Origin of the sequence: Ralstonia sp. A12, assembly GCF_000801955.1 — a bacterium.
In the GTDB taxonomy this organism is placed as follows: domain Bacteria; phylum Pseudomonadota; class Gammaproteobacteria; order Burkholderiales; family Burkholderiaceae; genus Ralstonia.
Genome location: NZ_JSZO01000028.1, coordinates 183,904 through 199,688 on the forward strand (window position 1 = coordinate 183,904; position 15,785 = coordinate 199,688).

Here is a 15,785-nt window from a genome sequence, read left to right on the forward strand (position 1 = left end):
ATTGGAGTGCCCGCCCGTTGCCGTCAACGGTGTGAGTTGCCGTTCCCGCCATGGGAGCCGCCAGTGTGCCCACCGTGGAATCCGCCTCGAAAACCGCCCCGCCCAACGCCGCCGCCATGGCGGAAGAACACGCTATGCATGCGGTGCACGTGGTGGAAGCGATCGATGAAGACCACGCTGCCAAAGAACACAGGCGGGCCCCAGTACCACGTGTCATCGACGTAGTACGGTGGGCCAGCATAGGTGACGGGGTAGCCGTCGGTGTCCACCATTTGCCAGGTGCCGTCCGGTTGCAGGCACGCGGTGCCCTGCACCTCTTGCATGACGCCGTTGATCTCGGTTTGTCCCACCATCGGCTGGCAGGTGCCGACGGGCACGTCTTGCGCCGTCGCGCATGCGCAGATGCCGAAGCTCATCAGCGCCATCGTCAAGACTGTCAGACGCTTCATGTTCATCCCCCACTCCAGGAATGCCCGACGTCTCAATACGGCACTTCAGTGACCTGTCCGGTCGTATTGTTCGGCACATCGGTTTGCCTGCGGGATGGCGCCGACATGCTTGCACGGCGCGTCCTGCACCCACGTAAACCGAACGTGCCCGCGCTTTATTCCAGCGCGGGCACGTTGCAGGTGTAACGGTTTATTGCCAGGTGATGTGGCCGATACGTCGGCCTTCAATTCGGGGTGGCGACGCTCGGCTGGGTCTGCTTGCGCAGGCGTTTGGTCGCGTACATCGCGCGGTCGGCCTGATCGAGCAGGGTGGTGATCTCGGTGCCGTCTTCGGGCATGACGGCCACGCCCACGCTCACACGCAGATCCAGCGACTGGCCTTCAAACGCATACGGTTGCTGCACCTCTTCGATCAGGCGCTCGCATTGGGTTTGCGCGTCGCCTCGCGCATCGATGCCCGGCAGGATGACGGCAAACTCGTCGCCGCCCACGCGCGCCACGGTGTCGGAGCGGCGCGCGCTTCGGCTCATGCGCTGCGCGGTCTCGCGGATGGCCGCATCGCCCGCGCGGTGGCCGTAGCGGTCGTTGATGAGCTTGAGGTTGTCCATGTCGACGTTGAGCACGCCCAGCGCGCCCTGTGCACGCTGCGCGAGGTGGATCGACTGGCGCAGGCGGTCGTAAAACAACGCGCGGTTGGGCAGGGCCGTCAGCGCGTCGTGCGTGGCGCGCAGGTAGAGCTGGTCGCGCTCGGCATTGGCGGCGTGGAACATGGCCGCGGCAATCAGCTCGGACATCAACCCCAGCACGCCGATGTCGCGCTCGGTGAAGACGCCCACTTCGGGTGCCACCAGTTTGAGCACGCCGACGGTCGTGTCCAGGTGCCGCAGCGGCGTCACCACCATCGAACGCAGGCCTACGCGGCGGCAGGCTTCGCGGTCGACCCGCGGGTCGAGTTCGGAGTCTTCGCAGTTCAGGATGTCGCCGGTCTGCACGCACAGGCCCGACAGGCTGCCCTTGCGCGCCAGGCGCAGACCCAGCAGTGAATCGGTCAGGCCGGACGTGGCGCGATAGACCATCTCTTCACCTTCGGCCAGCTCCAGCACGGCGCCGGTTGCGCAGGTCAGGTGCTGCGCCCGCTCGGTGACGAGCGCCATGATGGCGCCCAGGTCCGTGCCGAGTTTGGCGATTTCGGACTGTGCCCGCACGATCTCGATGAGGGTGGCGGGGTCCTGCAGGTTAAGGTGATCGACGGACTGCATGGGGCGGCAAAGCGGGACGTTCGAGCCGGAAATTCTAGCGTGGTCGGCCGAATTGCGTAGATCAAAATGCCGCGGCAGGCATAGGGGCTTAGGACTTTCGGATGCCCCGCAATGGTGCGTGCGTTTAACCTTGTACAAGAGCTGCGCCGGGCTTCACTCTTCGTCCGGATGGCCTCTTCCGTTGAAGCGCATGGATGTCAGAGGGCTTCAGGAACCGCGTTGTTTTCCGTACGGGGCTATGTCCTCTACAAAAACGCTTCGCGAAAGGCGGGACGACTGCGAAGCGGACAACGCAGATCACCTAACGCCACAGACGCCAGACGTGACGTGCTGCGTTTTCCGACGACGCGATCGCTCTTCTTTCCGTGGTCGAGGCACGGCATTTCTCTCGCTGCGTCGGGGGTGCAGATGTTGCCTTGCGCGCAAAACGTTTGGCTTCGAAGGCGCTCCAATGCAGGCGTATCTCATGCGGTTGCATGCACATCAGAGCAAAGAAAATTTCATGCTTGAGCGCCCAGGTCATCTCCTAGGCTAGGACTGCCATTGCGCAGTCCCCGCGCAGTGCGTGCCAGATCCACACACAACAATCACGGCAACGCACTGTGCAAGCGAGTGCAGTCATCGGGGTACCTCCTCGAACTGCAGCGTGCGTATCCACACGCCTCCGACCCGACTGCGCCGTTCATGCCGCTGTCTGCGCCTGCGTGCTGCAGATGCTGCGGCGTATCCATCAGGAGATGAACGCACCCGATTCAGCGCGATCAGCACCGAAGGAACAATGACCACGACCTGGGGAGGAGCTATGTCACTGCGTTCCGGAGTTCAGCAAGCTTTGCGAGGTGCGGCGCTGCTGGCCGCATTGGGGTTTGCGCAGACAGCTGCGGCACAAGCCGTGCCGACCGATGCCGCCGGTGGATGCCCGATTTCACCGGCCACCGTCGCGAGTTTTTTCCAGAGCGGTACCGTCACGCTGAATGGTGTGGTCAAGCCCGCCGACAGCACGGTGGCGCTCGCGCCCAACTGCGGCTTCTTCCAGTGGACCGAGCAGATGTTCCTGTGGCTGACGTCGCCCGCACCGGCCACGTATGGCGGCGGCAGCCACGTCATGTTCTCGCCGCAGTTCTATACGGTCAGCCCTGAAGACAGCAGCGGGCGCCGCAACTTCATCCCCAACTCGCCGGGGCGGCCGATCAACATGTTCCTGCGCGCGATGGAACTCGGCCCGCACGGCTTGCCGATCGTCATGGCGCGCACCGGGCAGATCGTGGAAGTGCCGCACGAGAAGCCAGGGCAGAAGCCGCCGTCGATCCGCCTGGCCAACGGCAGGCTGATCCCGGGCACGCAAATCCAGAACGTGCGCAAGACCGAGCAAGGCACGCTGGAGTTGCTCGATGCGCGCGGCAAGCTGCTGGCGCCGAAGGTGCTCAAGCTCACGCCGATCATTCGCCAGCGTGCACTGCTTACGGCGGATCGGCCGGTGCCGGTGGTGCCGATGAAGGCGTTCACCTCTGCCATTCAGGCACGCAAGCTGATCATCAAGGGCTTCCCGATCTTTATCGACCCGGCCGGTAACGTGATCGACGTCGAGCCCGGTCAGGCAGACAGCGGCGTGCTGATCTCGCAGAACGGGTCGCTGATCTACTACATCATCGCGGTGAACGATGTCTTTGCCTTCCACCGCACGATGCAGGGTGCGGCGGTGATTCCGGGCAACACCAATATCGCGTTCCCAACTTCGATGGCCGACGTGAATGCTGTGGTCAGCTTTGCGGCCAGCAAGGGCCACACGATCCAGGACCCGAAGGCGCTGGCCATCGAGAGCAAATCGAGCTGGATGGATGCCAGCAAGGTGGCCAACCCGAACGACTACATTCAGGTTGAGGCCGTGGTCCCGACGTTCGACAAGAGCAACCCGAACAACTGGGTTCCCAACGGGCAGACGACGCTGAAGCTGGTGATGCTGGGCCTGCACGTGGTGGGCTCGACCAGCGGGCACGGCGAGATGGTGTGGGGCACGTTTGAGCACGAGGGCAACGCACCGAACGCAACGTACGCCTACAACTCGACCAGCGGCATGAAGACGGTCACACAGGACACCGCGGGCAACTGGCTGTTCACGCCCAGTGGGTCGAGTGGTCCGTTCAATGCCACCAACAACAGCTGGACGGGCACCGCCATCACCGGCACGCCGGTCGGCCCGTCGCCGGTGCTCCGTGCCAAGCCCTGGGGCTCGAATGACGGCGGTAACCCTGCCAATGCGGCGGGCCTGAACACGCAGGTGATTTCGGCCAACGCCAGCGTGATTTCCCAGCTCAACGCGGCCGACGTGCGCCGGCAGTACTTCCAGCTTGGCACGACGTGGACGATTTTCGGTGCGCCGCCCAACGGTGGCAACGAGGTCGGCACGAACCATCTTGCCAATGCGACGATGGAAACCTTCGCGCAAGGTGCCACGCCGTCTGCCCCGAGCGCCAACTGCTTCTCGTGCCATACGACCAACAAGGTGCCGGTCAGCCACGTCTATCCGAGGCTGACGCCGCTGCCCTGATCCGCAACGCTGTAATGAGACGCGGGGGCATCGACGGATACGAACGATTCCGTCGATGCCCCGCGCTACGTGTGGATCAAGGCTGCGCTTGCGCCTCCATTTGCCGGACGAGATCGGCCCTTCCGGCAACGGCTTCGCCGCGCCAGCAGAGTGCTCAGTGCGAGCGGCCAGACGTCGCCATGAGCTGCCGCCGCTGCAGGAACGCGGTCAGATGCAGCATGGCAAACAACGGCACGAGGTATGCCGGAACCAGCACAAGCGGCAACTGCGTCATCGGCGCCATGGTGGCCTGTCCAGCGCCGTTGCCCACGAAGATCGTGCTGACTGCTGCGGTGCCAAGCGCTACCACCAGATCCAGCATGCCGGCCGCATTCCACGTAGCAAATGCCTTGCTGGCCGCAAAACCGGGTTGTCGGATAAGGGTCAGGACCAGCCAGGGCGCGCTCAACCCAATCGCGACATCGCCGAGACCTGCTGGCCACGCGAACAGGCCAGGCAACAACCCATGCGCATACAGGTCTAGAAACCCGAGACCCGCGAATCGCCATGCCTGTATGGCGATCACCAAGCGGAGGTCAATTCCCAGGATGAAATCGCGGAAGGCACTGGAGGTCCTGAAAATCGCAACAAACGCGACGATAGGGACCACAACCCCAATCAGAATCGGTAGCGGCGGCGCCCCGAGCGGTCTGGCGAAGGCACCCTTGGCGCCCAGGAACAGCACGAGCCCGAGCCAGACGGCGAGCGCCACGGCAACGAACACGTGCACCCCAGAAGGCGCCGGTGGTCTCGATTCTCTGGAAGACGACAGGATGGCGTTCGACATGGCGGCTCTCCTTACTGGGTCACTTGCATAATGCAAGCTACTTGTCAGCCTAGTCTTGACACTTGTAATATGCAAGTGACTCGTCAGTACGATTCCGGTAGGAGATGAACGTGAAGCCCGAGAAGGAGAATGCGTTTCGCCGCTCCCCCTGTCCGATTGCGAACACGCTGGACGTGATGGGCGACAAATGGTCGTTGCTCGTGATCCGCGATCTGCGCCGCGGCGAGCGCACGTACGGCGAACTGCAGCATTCGCCCGAGGGCATCCCCACCAACATCCTCGCCGATCGCCTCAAGCGCCTTGAAGAGGCCGGGATCATTGTGCGCAGTGCCTATCAGGAGCGCCCGGTGCGCTACGCCTATGCGCTCAGCGAAAAAGGCCAGGCATTGCGGGGCGTATTGCAGGCGATGGTGGAGTGGGGCAAGCAGCATCTGCCCGGCACATATACGCTCGACGAACTGGCGTCCGGCGCAGTGGAAAGCAGTGAGCCGGCCCCGCGTTCGACCCGGGCGCGGCGCAAGCCGAATGCCGGCTAGCGCATGCTTCCGATGGCCGCAAAGGTGCTGCGGCCAACCGCCTTCGACGAAGCAGACGCAGTCTCAGCCAGCAAACATCCACACAGCCGCCGACGCGACCAGGCAGTAGCAGCCGAACAGGTACCAACGCCCCTGCTCCAGCCAGCGCGACAGCCAGCGCAGGGCCACCAGGCCGGCAATAAAGCTGAACACCATGCCCAGCAGGCTGGGTGCCAGCATGTGCAGCATGCCGCCGGCCGCGCCTGCATAGGCCTTGTAGAAGCGATAGCCTTCCTTGGCGATGACTGCCGGTGTCAGCACCACGGCGAGCGCGAAGCTGAACTCCTCGGCACGGCGGCGCTGCACGCCCACCAGCATCCCGCTGGAGATCGTTGCACCCGAACGCGACAGCCCGCGGAACGGCAGGCACAGCCCCTGCACGGCCCCGATCCAGAGCGCACGCCAGCCGGTCAGCTCACCGGTGGCCGTGTTGGCATGCCTGGACGACACGATGATCAGCACGCCGGCCACCGCCAGGCTGACCGCCATCAACTTGGTGTTGCCAAAGAGATGCTCCACCTCGAAGCTGTCTGCGCCACCCATGAAGGCGTGCTTGATCGCATACAACAAGGTCAGCCCGACCACGCCCGTGGCGGCTGTCGCCACCGCCAACTGAACACCGTTGTTCCACAGCGCCTTGGTCGACGAGAAATACGTCTGCCGCCACGAGCGCCAGAAATACACGATGACGGCAAACATGGTGCCCGTGTGCAACATGACTAGCATCAGCGTCATGTCAGGGGAGGTTGGATCCAGCCCAAGCCATTTCTCGGCCAGGATGACGTGGGCGGAACTGGAAACCGGCAGCAGCTCGGCAAGGCCCTGGACGCAGGCCAGGATGATGATGTGAAGCGTGGTCATGCTTGGTTGGGGGCGATGGACTGAACGTTGTGTAGTGACGTGCGCGTGGCATGGCCAAGGCGCGCCAGACCGAAACGGTATCAGATCATCAAGACGGGTTTGCGCTGCCCCTGGTCGGCAAGGTCAAAGGTGCTTGGCAAACCAGTCGGCTGCGGCGCTGCTGGTCTGCTCAAAATGTTCGATGTAGGGTGTGAAGTGTCCGCCCTTGATCAGCACCAGTGCCTTGGGCTGCAGCGCGCGCTCGTAAGCCTGCAGGCAGAGGTCGACCGGCGTCAGCACGTCCTGGTCAGCCACGATCATCAGCAGGGGTGTGGGCGAGATGCGGTCGACAAAGGCGCCCGGCTCGTTCTCGCGCGACAGTTCCGCACTGCGTAGCGTGACTTCGTTGCGCCAGTTCGGCGCGAACGGCGCGGTGTCGATAAAAAAGCGGAAGCTGTCCGCACCGGCCATCGCACACGCCGCTGTCGGGTCGGCGGACACGGCAGGCACCATCATTGGTGCGCCGCCCTCGAAGCGCTGCTGCCGATCCTGTGCAAAGCGTGCGAGCGCTGCCGGCACGAGATCCGCACGCGTGCGCCGCAAAGCGGATTGGTAGCCGCTGATGGTGGGCACCTGCGACACCACACACTTGACCCGTTTGTCGACAGCAGCGACCTCCAGTACATGCCCCCCGCTGAAGCTCGTCCCCCAGAGGCCGATGCGCTGACCGTCCACCTCTGGCCGTGTGAGCAGATAGCTGATGGCATCGCGGTAGCCGCGCTTCTGCATCACGGGGTCGGCCTCCTGGCGCGGCAGGCCATCGCTTGCCCCAAAGCTGCGATGGTCATAGGCCAGCACCGCCAAGCCGCTGCGGGCGAAGACTTCGGCATAGCGGTCAAGGTATTGCTCCTTGACGCCGGAAAAGCCGTGCGTCATCACAATGGCGGCGCTGGCCTGGTCTGAGCGTGCATCCACGGCCGGATAGAACCAGCCGCGCAGGATCACGCCTTCGGATAGAAATTCAACGTCTTCACGCACCATGTCGGGTCCCTATTTGTTTGCTGCACGGGTTGTGCTGGGCAACACGATAGGTGGCGCACCTCAGCGGCGCATCTGCGTGGCGGACGTTTGCTACGCCGAATCGGACAACGTGGCGTACGCGCTGGGCGGCACGCCGATAAAGCGTCTGAACAGGGTCGAGAACGCCCCCACGGTCTCATAGCCCAGCCCGGCCGACACCGCCGTAACGGGCATGCCGGCGGCCAGCAACGGCAGCGCAGCACAGAGGCGGGCCTGCTGCCGCCAATGCACGAAGGACAACCCCGTCTGCGCAACGAACAGGCGCGAAAGCGTGCGGCTGGATGCGCCAGCCTCGGCGGCCCAGTCTTCCAGCGTGCGCTGGTCTGACGGGTCGGCGAGGATGGCGCTACAGATGCGGGCCAGGCGGCGGTCCGAGCCGGAGGGCAGGGGTAGGGGCTGGTCTGGCGACCACTCGATCTCCGCCAGCATCAGTTCGGTCATCAATGCCTCGCGGCCGGCCGGCGGATGCCCGACGGGCAGCGCCGCCACGCGCACAATCAGCTCGCGCAACAGCGGCGACACATTGACCATGCGTGGCACTGGCGGCGCGCTCTGTCCGAAAGCCTCTGGGCTGACATACGCCGTGCGCATCTCGACATCACCACAGGCACGCATGGCGTGCGGCATGCCCTGCGGAATCCACAGCGCCTTCTGGGGCGGAATGCGCCAGAGCGAGTGGTTGGCCGTGACTTCCACAACGCCGCTCGTGGCGAAGATCAGCTGCGCCCGCGCGTGCTCGTGTGCCGCCACCACGAAACCGTTGGGGAACCGCTTGGGCATCACCGCCGCCAGGCCCGGCGTGTGTTGGTAGTCGCGCGGGTTCAGGCTCTTGGCGTCGACCGCCGGGCCACGCAGTTGGCGAGGCCGGTGCGCACAGTCATCAGGTTTGGGCGAGGGCGGCATGTGTCTTGGTAAAGCGAATGATTGCGCACAAGTGTAGTGGACGGCTGCAGCCGGTTTCCGCCGACGTTGGTCCACGCTTTACGCAGTGCCAGCAAGACCTCGCGAAGTCCAAGCAATCTCCCGCGTCACAAGTTAAAATCTATCGACTCCCAAAAGCCGATTGATTGCCATGACGCTAACCGAACTCAAATACATCGTCGCCGTTGCACGGGAACGCCACTTTGGCCGTGCCGCCGAGGCCTGCTTCGTCTCGCAGCCGACGCTGTCGGTCGCCATCAAGAAGCTGGAGGACGAGCTGGCCGTGCAGATCTTCGAGCGCGGCGCGTCGGAGGTGAGCGTCACGCCGGTGGGTGAGCAGATCGTCACGCAGGCCCAGCGCGTGCTGGAGCAGACCATGGCGATTCGCGAGATCGCCAAGCAGGGCATGGACCCGCTGGCTGGGCCGCTGCGCCTTGGGGTGATCTACACGATCGGGCCGTACCTGCTGCCGGCGCTGGTCAAGCAGATGATCGACACCGTCCCGCAGATGCCGTTGATGCTGCAGGAGAACTTCACCGTGCGGCTGGTGGAGTTGCTCAAGCAGGGCGAGATCGACTGCGCCATCATGGCCGAGCCATTTCCCGAAGCCGGGCTGATGACCGTGCCGCTGTACGACGAGCCCTTCGTGGTGGCCGTGCCGCGCGGTCATGACCTGGCCAAGATGCCGGCGGTGGACCCGGAAGCGCTCAAGCAGCAGACCATGCTGCTGCTGGGCAACGGCCATTGCTTCCGTGACCACGTGCTGGGCGTCTGCCCGGAGCTGTCGCGCTTCTCGCAGAACGCAGACGGCATCCAGAAAACCTTTGAAGGTTCGTCGCTGGAGACGATCCGTCATATGGTGGCCAGCGGCGTCGGCATTACCGTGCTGCCACGCACCTCGGTGCCGAACATGCAGCCGGCTGCCACCGATTTGCTGGCCTATGTGCCATTCCAGGAGCCGGTGCCGGACCGCCGCGTCGTGCTGGCCTGGCGCAAGAGCTTCACCCGCATCGCCGCCATCGAGGCGGTGGCCAAGGCGGTCGCGCAATGCGATCTGCCGGGCATCAAACCGCTGCCCATTACACCGCTGATCCACTGATTGTCATGCGCTGTCGTCACGTTTCATGACGGCGATAGCGCACGCCTAATTGATAGATAAAAACAATCAACTTACCGTTCTAATAGCTGATTGGTAAACTCTTTTCCATGGTGAGCGCGTTGCTCATCGCAGCATCGCCATGGAGCCCGTCATGTCCTACCACCTTGCCTCGAATGCTGTCGCAACCGTGCTGGAATGGCTCGCCGCCTATGGTGAATCGCATTGATCTCGCGGGTTCCCGAGATCGCCCTGGCTTGCGGTGCGAGCACTAGCAAGCACGGGGTTTGAAGTCATGCAATGCAGCAAGGAGAAAAGATCATGGCAATGGTGCGGATGTTCGTTTCGGAATGGCAGGCGTTTGGAGGCGCAGTACGCGCATCGCAGGCTGAGGTGCCGATGCTGTCCGGCTTGCCCGGCAGTGCGGCCGGTGGCCGAAGCACGCCGAGCACTGAACCCGCCCGCCTGCACCGCAAATGGGTGCGCAAGCAGATCGGCCTGACCATCGTTGCCGCCGGCGCTATGATCGTGTTCCTGCACGGCATGGTGCACACGATGGTCTGATCGCCTTCGTTGTAGGCGAGTGCCACAATCGGAACTTGTTGTGCTGGCGGCAACCGAACGACATGCTCGAAGCACGCCGTCCGACCCCACCGGGGCTAGGCACTTGCGTTTTTGCATACCACTTTTCAAGGGAATCCAGATGGCAAAGAAGAACAGTGCTGCTACCGCTACAGCAGCAGCCCAGATCAACATCGGTATTGCTGACAAGGACCGCAAGAAGATTGCTGACGGCCTCTCGCGCTTGCTGGCCGATACGTATTCGCTCTACCTGAAGACGCACTACTTCCACTGGAACGTGACCGGCCCGATGTTCAACACGCTGCATCTGATGTTCGAGACGCAGTACAACGAACTGTGGAACGCCGTCGACCCCGTGGCTGAGCGCATTCGTGCTCTGGGCTATCCGGCGCCGGGTTCGTACACCGAGTTCGCCAAGCTGTCGTCGATCCCGGAATCGAAGGGCATTCCCGAGGCGATGGACATGGTGCGCGAGTTGGTGGCCGGCCACGAAGCCGTGACACGTACCGCCCGCAGCCTGTTCCCCGACGTCGACAAGGCCGCCGACGAGCCGACCGCCGATCTGCTCACGCAACGCATGGACACCCACGAAAAGACCGCGTGGATGCTGCGCTCGCTGCTGGCATAGGCCAGGGCGAAGTCTGCGCGAGCGGTCGCGCCGCCAAGCGACGACAGGTGTTTCGACAACAGTGAATTCCTCCCCCCGCCCGTCAGCCTGCTGTGCTGCGGGTGGGGCCTCATCCCCCCAGACCGAAACGAGAGAGCGATGACTACTGAAGCTAAATGCCCGTTTTCCAGCCAAGCGCTTGCGGCTTCCCAAGCCGATGGCGGTGGCACGACCAACAAGGACTGGTGGCCCAATCAACTGCGTGTTGATCTGCTCGCCCAGCATTCCGAAAAATCCGATCCGCTCGGGTCCCAATTTGACTATCGCAAGTCTTTCAAGGCGCTCGACTACGACGCGCTCAAGGCGGATCTGCGCCGCCTGATGACTGATTCGCAGGACTGGTGGCCAGCCGACTTCGGCCACTATGGCCCGCAGTTCATCCGCATGGCCTGGCATGCTGCCGGCACCTACCGCACTGGCGACGGCCGTGGTGGCGCCGGTCGTGGCCAGCAGCGTTTCGCACCGCTCAACTCGTGGCCCGATAACGTCAACATCGACAAGTCGCGCCGCCTGCTGTGGCCGATCAAGCAGAAGTACGGCCAGCAGATTTCGTGGGCTGACCTGCTGATCCTCACTGGCAACGTTGCACTGGAAACCATGGGCTTCCGCACATTTGGCTTTGCCGGCGGCCGTGAAGACACCTGGGAACCGGACAACGACGTCTACTGGGGCGCCGAGAAAACCTGGCTCGCGCCCACCAACAACCCGCATAGCCGCTACTCGGGCGAGCGCGATCTCGACAACCCGCTCGCCGCCGTGCAGATGGGCCTGATCTACGTGAACCCGGAAGGCCCGGACGGCAACGGCGACCCGATCTCGGCCGCGCGTGACATTCGCGAAACCTTCGCCCGCATGGCGATGGACGACGAAGAAACCGTGGCGCTGATCGCCGGCGGCCACACTTTCGGCAAGACACACGGCGCGGGCCCGGCAAGCAACGTCGGGCCGGACGTCGAAGCTGCACCGCTTGAGGCACAGGGCCTGGGCTGGGCCAGCACCTTCCAATCCGGCAAGGGCGCTGATGCGATCACCAGCGGTCTGGAAGTCACCTGGACGACGACGCCGGCGCGGTGGAGCAACGACTTCCTCGAGATCCTGTTCAAGTACGAAAACGAATGGGAGCAAGAGAAGAGCCCTGCTGGCGCGCTGCAGTGGGTGGCCAAGGGTGCCGAGGCGATCATTCCCGGCCCGACGCCCGATTCGCCCAAGCGTCGCCCGACCATGCTGACCACCGATCTGTCGCTGATCAAGGATCCGGCCTACCGAGCGATCTCGCAACGCTTCCACGACAACCCGCAAGCCTTTGCCGACGCCTTCGCACGCGCCTGGTTCAAGCTGACGCACCGCGATCTCGGCCCGAAGTCGCGTTACCTCGGCCCGGAAGTGCCGCGCGAAGACCTGATCTGGCAAGACCCGCTGCCGGCTGCAACGCACAAGCCGAGCGACGCGGACATTGCCGACGTGAAGGCGAAGATCGCGGCGTCTGGCCTGTCGGCATCGGAACTGGTGGCCGTGGCCTGGGCATCTGCCTCGACCTTCCGCGGTTCGGACAAGCGTGGTGGCGCCAACGGTGCGCGCATCCGCCTGGCGCCGCAGAAGGATTGGGCTGCCAACCAGTCGGTTGCAGGCACGCTGGCCAAGCTGGAAGCGATCCAGCAAGCCTCGGGCAAGGCCTCGCTGGCTGACGTGATTGTGCTGGCAGGCAATGTGGGTATCGAACTGGCGGCGAAGGTAGCCGGCGTGAGTGTTACGGTGCCGTTCTCGCCGGGCCGCGTCGATGCCACGCCCGAGCAGACCGATCCCGTCGCAATGGCCGTGCTCGAACCCATCGCCGATGGCTTCCGCAACTATCAGAAGGCCAAGTTCTCGGTACCGGCCGAAGCGCTGCTGATCGACAAGGCCCAGTTGCTGACGCTGACGGCGCCCGAATTGACGGTGCTGCTTGGTGGCCTGCGAGCAATCAACATCAACGCTGACGGCAGCCAGCATGGCGTGTTCACGAGCACCCCGGGTGCGCTGACCAACGACTTCTTCGTCAACCTGCTCGACATGGGGACGGAGTGGAAGGCGGCTGGCGACGTCTACGAGGGCGTCGATCGCAAGACAGGGCAAGTCAAGTGGACCGGCACGCGCGTTGATCTGGTGTTCGGCTCGAACGCGATCCTGCGCTCGCTCGCCGAGGTGTATGGCAGTGCCGACGGCAAAGCGCGTTTCGTGACCGACTTCGTGGCGGCCTGGGTCAAGGTGATGAATCTCGACCGTTTCGATCTGGCCTAAGCCTTAAGCCCAAGTCATCAGGACTAAAATGGCGCCTTGCCTCGTGCAGGCGCCATTTTTCTTTGGTGATTTCCCATGCAATCGTCTGCTGCCCAACCCAGCCGCCTCGTGCTCTATGCGCGCCTGATGCGCATGGACAAACCGATCGGCACGCTGCTGTTGCTGTGGCCGACGCTGTGGGCGCTGTGGATGGCATCCGATGGGCATCCGCCGGTTGCGTTCGTGGTGATCTTCTCGGTTGGCACGTTCCTGATGCGCTCGGCCGGCTGCGCCGTCAATGACTGGGCGGACCGGGATTTCGACAAGCACGTCAAACGCACCAAAGAGCGGCCGCTCACTGCGGGCCTGATTGCCCCGTGGGAGGCACTGGCCGTGGCGGCGGTGCTCTCGCTCATCGCCTTCACCTTGATCCTGCCGCTCAATGCGCTGACCAAGTGGATGTCGGTGGCGGCCATTGTGATTGCCGGTACGTATCCGTTCTTCAAGCGGTTCTTTGCGATTCCGCAGGCGTACCTGGGCATTGCGTTTGGGTTTGGTATTCCGATGGCGTATGCGGCGGTGCAGGACCAGGTGCCGGTGCTGGCGTGGCTGATGCTCATTGGCAACGTGTTCTGGGCCGTTGCCTATGACACTGCTTACGCAATGGTCGATCGGGATGATGATCTGCTCATCGGCATCAAGACGTCAGCGATCACCTTCGGCCGCTATGACGTCGCAGCCATCATGCTGTGCTATGCGGCGTTCTTTGGGATCATGGCCTGGGCTGGGCATGTGATGGCGCTGGGTGTGGCGTTCTGGATTGGGTTAGCGGCTGCCGTGGCGATGGCGCTTTGGTACTACCCGATGCTGCGTACGCGGGATCGCATGAAGTGCTTCTTCGTCTTCCGCCACAACAACTGGCTGGGCGCCTGCGTGTTTGCGGGTGTGGCTGCTGCGTACGCGCTGCGCTGATTCTCAAGCTGGGTGCTTGTGGTGCATCCTTTGTTTCATCCCGTGTCGGGGCTGGGCATCGGACAAGAACACGAAGAATTGAACCCGAGCAAGCATCACATCCCCCGCGTCGCGCGCCAAGAATCTTTCATCTGGCTAAACCATGCAAACCGTCGCGGTACTGGACTTTGAAACAACCGGGCTTTCCCCAAACCTGGGAGACAGGGCTACCGAGATCGCCATCATCCTTCTACGTGATGGCCAGATCATTGACCGCTACCAGAGCTTGATGAATGCAGGCCGACGTATTCCATCCGACGTCGTCGCGCTCACCGGGATTACGAACGACATGATCGCGTCGGCTCCCGCAGCTTCAAAGGTCATGAAGGAGGCAGCCGCATTTGTGGGAGGCCATCCTGTCGTCGCTCACAACGCTGGTTTCGATAAGCGATTTTGGCAAGCTGAGCTCGAGTGTCTTGGTGTGGCCGCGGAGCACGCATTCGCATGCACGATGCTCGTTTCAAGGCGCATTTACCCGCACGCTCAGAGTCACCGCCTATCAAGCTTGGCGGACATGCTAAGGCTCCCGAAATTGGGCCGGGCCCACCGAGCGATGGTTGATGCCGAGACTGCCAGTCACCTCTGGTGTCGCATGCAGCACGACATCGCTCAGATTTACGGGCTGGGCCAGATTGATCACGCTTTCATGGCTCGGCTACAGAAGACCAGCAAGGCGAAGGTTGCGCCGTTCTTGCGGTCGCTGTCTGGCGATCAGCGCTGAGTTACTTTGATTGTCTCTCTGCGCTATTCGACCCGGCCTCTTCGGAGCATCAAAATACAAAGGCCAACCTATCGTGAGGTTGGCCTTGTCGTTTTGGCTGGGGTTGAGTGATTGGCCTTTAATCGCGGCCGAATTCCTCGCCCATTTCCTTACCGCGTGCAGCCGCAGCATGCATCGCACGCACAAAGGCAGCCTTGATGTCCGCACCTTCCATCGCCGTAAGTGCCGCGTAGGTCGTACCACCCTTGGACGTCACCCGCTCGCGCAGCACTTCCACAGGCTCATTCGACTGGCCAGCCAGCGTGGCCGCGCCGATGAACGTTTCCACGGCCAGCGTGCGACCGTCTTCGGCCGACAGACCCAGCTCTTGCGCAGCCTGCTGCATGGCTTCGATGAAATAGAACACGTAGGCCGGCCCACTGCCCGAGATGGCGGTGACGGCATCAATCTGCGCCTCGGCAGGCACCCACACGCTTTTGCCGACAGCGTTGGCGACGGTGCTGGCCGTAGCGCGATCGGCTTCGGACAGGCCAGCGTTGGCTGCCAGCCCCGTCATACCCAGGCCCGACAGTGCCGGTGTGTTCGGCATCGCACGCACGATGCGCGCATGCCCATTCAGCCAGCGCGACAGATCCTGAATACGGATGCCCGCCGCCACCGACAGCACCAGGCTGTTGCCCAGATGCGGCGCGAGCTGTGCGCACACCTCACGCATCTGCTGCGGCTTGACGGCCAGGACAATCACGTCGCGGTCGGCCAGTTCAACACCGGGGGCGGCTGCTGCGCGGGCCCCCCAGGTTTGCTCGGCGCGCGTGCGGGCCGGCTCAGTCGGATCCACCACCACAATATTGGCGCCGTGCGCGCCCTTGGCAATCAGGCCGCCGATGAGGGCTGCCGCCATGTTGCCGCCGCCGATGAAGCCGAGTTTCAGAGTGTCGAGCATGAGAGTGGTGG

Annotated in this window: 15 protein-coding genes; 8 read left to right on the forward strand and 7 right to left on the reverse strand. The window is 63.4% G+C overall.

Annotation, left to right across the window (positions count from 1 at the left end):
- Positions 1–23: 23 nt before the first annotated feature.
- Positions 24–455, reverse strand: a complete 432-nt coding sequence (locus PI87_RS22855; RefSeq protein WP_039600008.1) for a hypothetical protein — start codon at positions 453–455, stop codon at positions 24–26.
- Positions 456–673: 218 nt separating this feature from the next.
- Positions 674–1,708 (reverse strand): sensor domain-containing diguanylate cyclase, encoded by a 1,035-nt coding sequence (locus tag PI87_RS22860; protein ID WP_039600009.1) that lies wholly within the window; start codon positions 1,706–1,708, stop codon positions 674–676.
- Between the two features lie 802 nt (positions 1,709–2,510).
- On the opposite strand from PI87_RS22860, the gene PI87_RS22865 reads away from it, so the two are divergent.
- Positions 2,511–4,256, forward strand: coding sequence for a hypothetical protein (locus PI87_RS22865; protein WP_157003209.1), 1,746 nt, complete (start codon positions 2,511–2,513; stop codon positions 4,254–4,256).
- A 154-nt stretch (positions 4,257–4,410) separates the two neighbouring features.
- On the opposite strand, the gene PI87_RS22870 is transcribed toward PI87_RS22865, so the two are convergent.
- Positions 4,411–5,082 carry a hypothetical protein gene (locus tag PI87_RS22870; protein ID WP_157003210.1) on the reverse strand — a complete coding sequence of 224 codons (672 nt, stop codon included), beginning with the start codon at positions 5,080–5,082 and terminating at the stop codon, positions 4,411–4,413.
- Between the two features lie 104 nt (positions 5,083–5,186).
- On the opposite strand from PI87_RS22870, the gene PI87_RS22875 reads away from it, so the two are divergent.
- Positions 5,187–5,618: a winged helix-turn-helix transcriptional regulator gene (locus PI87_RS22875; RefSeq protein ID WP_052321698.1), complete on the forward strand. Its 432-nt coding sequence runs from the start codon at positions 5,187–5,189 to the stop codon at positions 5,616–5,618.
- 63 nt (positions 5,619–5,681) lie between these two features.
- On the opposite strand, the gene PI87_RS22880 is transcribed toward PI87_RS22875, so the two are convergent.
- The 3 genes from PI87_RS22880 to PI87_RS22890 form a co-directional block, all read right to left on the reverse strand.
- Positions 5,682–6,518: an undecaprenyl-diphosphate phosphatase gene (locus tag PI87_RS22880; RefSeq protein WP_039600011.1), complete on the reverse strand. Its 837-nt coding sequence runs from the start codon at positions 6,516–6,518 to the stop codon at positions 5,682–5,684.
- A gap of 123 nt (positions 6,519–6,641) precedes the next feature.
- Positions 6,642–7,538 carry an alpha/beta hydrolase gene (locus PI87_RS22885; RefSeq protein ID WP_039600012.1) on the reverse strand — a complete coding sequence of 299 codons (897 nt, stop codon included), beginning with the start codon at positions 7,536–7,538 and terminating at the stop codon, positions 6,642–6,644.
- A 90-nt stretch (positions 7,539–7,628) separates the two neighbouring features.
- A complete protein-coding gene (locus PI87_RS22890; RefSeq protein ID WP_198139608.1) occupies positions 7,629–8,480 on the reverse strand; it encodes an AraC family transcriptional regulator in 852 nt (283 codons plus the stop codon).
- A gap of 169 nt (positions 8,481–8,649) precedes the next feature.
- On the opposite strand from PI87_RS22890, the gene PI87_RS22895 reads away from it, so the two are divergent.
- The 6 genes from PI87_RS22895 to PI87_RS22920 all read left to right on the forward strand — a co-directional run bounded on the left by PI87_RS22895 (position 8,650) and on the right by PI87_RS22920 (position 14,831).
- A complete protein-coding gene (locus PI87_RS22895) occupies positions 8,650–9,597 on the forward strand; it encodes a LysR substrate-binding domain-containing protein (protein WP_039600013.1) in 948 nt (315 codons plus the stop codon).
- A 318-nt stretch (positions 9,598–9,915) separates the two neighbouring features.
- A complete protein-coding gene (locus PI87_RS22900; protein ID WP_039600152.1) occupies positions 9,916–10,158 on the forward strand; it encodes a hypothetical protein in 243 nt (80 codons plus the stop codon).
- A 139-nt stretch (positions 10,159–10,297) separates the two neighbouring features.
- Positions 10,298–10,804, forward strand: coding sequence for a Dps family protein (locus tag PI87_RS22905; protein ID WP_039600014.1), 507 nt, complete (start codon positions 10,298–10,300; stop codon positions 10,802–10,804).
- A gap of 138 nt (positions 10,805–10,942) precedes the next feature.
- Complete coding sequence (gene katG, locus PI87_RS22910; RefSeq protein ID WP_039600015.1) at positions 10,943–13,120, forward strand: catalase/peroxidase HPI; 2,178 nt, start codon at positions 10,943–10,945, stop codon at positions 13,118–13,120.
- A 75-nt stretch (positions 13,121–13,195) separates the two neighbouring features.
- Entirely contained in the window at positions 13,196–14,071 is an 876-nt protein-coding gene (ubiA, locus tag PI87_RS22915) for a 4-hydroxybenzoate octaprenyltransferase (RefSeq protein WP_039600016.1), read from the forward strand.
- A gap of 142 nt (positions 14,072–14,213) precedes the next feature.
- On the forward strand, positions 14,214–14,831 hold the full coding sequence (locus PI87_RS22920; protein ID WP_039600017.1) for a 3'-5' exonuclease: 618 nt from the start codon (positions 14,214–14,216) through the stop codon (positions 14,829–14,831).
- A 118-nt stretch (positions 14,832–14,949) separates the two neighbouring features.
- Here the strand turns inward: PI87_RS22920 and proC are convergent, their stop codons facing one another.
- Positions 14,950–15,774: a pyrroline-5-carboxylate reductase gene (gene proC / locus PI87_RS22925; RefSeq protein WP_039600018.1), complete on the reverse strand. Its 825-nt coding sequence runs from the start codon at positions 15,772–15,774 to the stop codon at positions 14,950–14,952.
- Between the last annotated feature and the right edge of the window lie 11 nt (positions 15,775–15,785).

Coding starts and splice junctions, on each gene's coding strand:
- PI87_RS22900 (WP_039600152.1), top strand. CDS start 9,916: ATGGCAATGGTGCGGATGTTCGTTTCGGAATGGCAGGCGTTTGGAGGC.
- PI87_RS22875 (WP_052321698.1), top strand. CDS start 5,187: ATGAACGTGAAGCCCGAGAAGGAGAATGCGTTTCGCCGCTCCCCCTGT.
- ubiA (WP_039600016.1), top strand. CDS start 13,196: ATGCAATCGTCTGCTGCCCAACCCAGCCGCCTCGTGCTCTATGCGCGC.
- PI87_RS22905 (WP_039600014.1), top strand. CDS start 10,298: ATGGCAAAGAAGAACAGTGCTGCTACCGCTACAGCAGCAGCCCAGATC.
- PI87_RS22880 (WP_039600011.1), bottom strand. CDS start 6,518: ATGACCACGCTTCACATCATCATCCTGGCCTGCGTCCAGGGCCTTGCC.
- PI87_RS22895 (WP_039600013.1), top strand. CDS start 8,650: ATGACGCTAACCGAACTCAAATACATCGTCGCCGTTGCACGGGAACGC.
- PI87_RS22855 (WP_039600008.1), bottom strand. CDS start 455: ATGAACATGAAGCGTCTGACAGTCTTGACGATGGCGCTGATGAGCTTC.
- PI87_RS22885 (WP_039600012.1), bottom strand. CDS start 7,538: ATGGTGCGTGAAGACGTTGAATTTCTATCCGAAGGCGTGATCCTGCGC.
- PI87_RS22865 (WP_157003209.1), top strand. CDS start 2,511: ATGTCACTGCGTTCCGGAGTTCAGCAAGCTTTGCGAGGTGCGGCGCTG.
- PI87_RS22870 (WP_157003210.1), bottom strand. CDS start 5,082: ATGTCGAACGCCATCCTGTCGTCTTCCAGAGAATCGAGACCACCGGCG.
- PI87_RS22920 (WP_039600017.1), top strand. CDS start 14,214: ATGCAAACCGTCGCGGTACTGGACTTTGAAACAACCGGGCTTTCCCCA.
- PI87_RS22860 (WP_039600009.1), bottom strand. CDS start 1,708: ATGCAGTCCGTCGATCACCTTAACCTGCAGGACCCCGCCACCCTCATC.
- proC (WP_039600018.1), bottom strand. CDS start 15,774: ATGCTCGACACTCTGAAACTCGGCTTCATCGGCGGCGGCAACATGGCG.
- PI87_RS22890 (WP_198139608.1), bottom strand. CDS start 8,480: ATGCCGCCCTCGCCCAAACCTGATGACTGTGCGCACCGGCCTCGCCAA.
- katG (WP_039600015.1), top strand. CDS start 10,943: ATGACTACTGAAGCTAAATGCCCGTTTTCCAGCCAAGCGCTTGCGGCT.